The sequence below is a fragment of the Paraburkholderia sp. SIMBA_054 genome (assembly GCF_046534875.1).
Classification (GTDB): domain Bacteria; phylum Pseudomonadota; class Gammaproteobacteria; order Burkholderiales; family Burkholderiaceae; genus Paraburkholderia; species Paraburkholderia hospita.
Genome location: NZ_JAWRXV010001118.1, coordinates 1 through 258, shown reverse-complemented (window position 1 = coordinate 258; position 258 = coordinate 1). Strand labels below are relative to the sequence as shown.

Genomic DNA, 258 nt, shown 5'->3' with positions numbered 1-258 from the left:
GACGTGTCAGAAGATTGACAACATTCAGGTCGACACGGGCTCGTTCGGTCTGCGCATCGTCAATTCGGCGCTGAATTCGACGATGCAGGCCGGCTTGCCGATCAGCACGTCGACAAGCGGCGGCCAGCTCGCCGAATGCGCGACTTTCGCCGACGGCTACACGTGGGGCAGTGTGCGCACCGCGACCGTGACCATCGGCGGCGAAACGACGACTGCGGCTGTTCCGTTGCAGATCATCGGCGACAAGGCCGCGAGCAC

General features: G+C 63.6%; 1 protein-coding gene. It reads left to right on the top strand.

Annotation, left to right across the window (positions count from 1 at the left end; all coding sequences use genetic code 11):
• Positions 1 to 258, top strand: a 258-nt coding sequence (locus SB822_RS58635) for a DUF3443 family protein (protein WP_410859312.1), incomplete at both ends; no start/stop codon positions are given.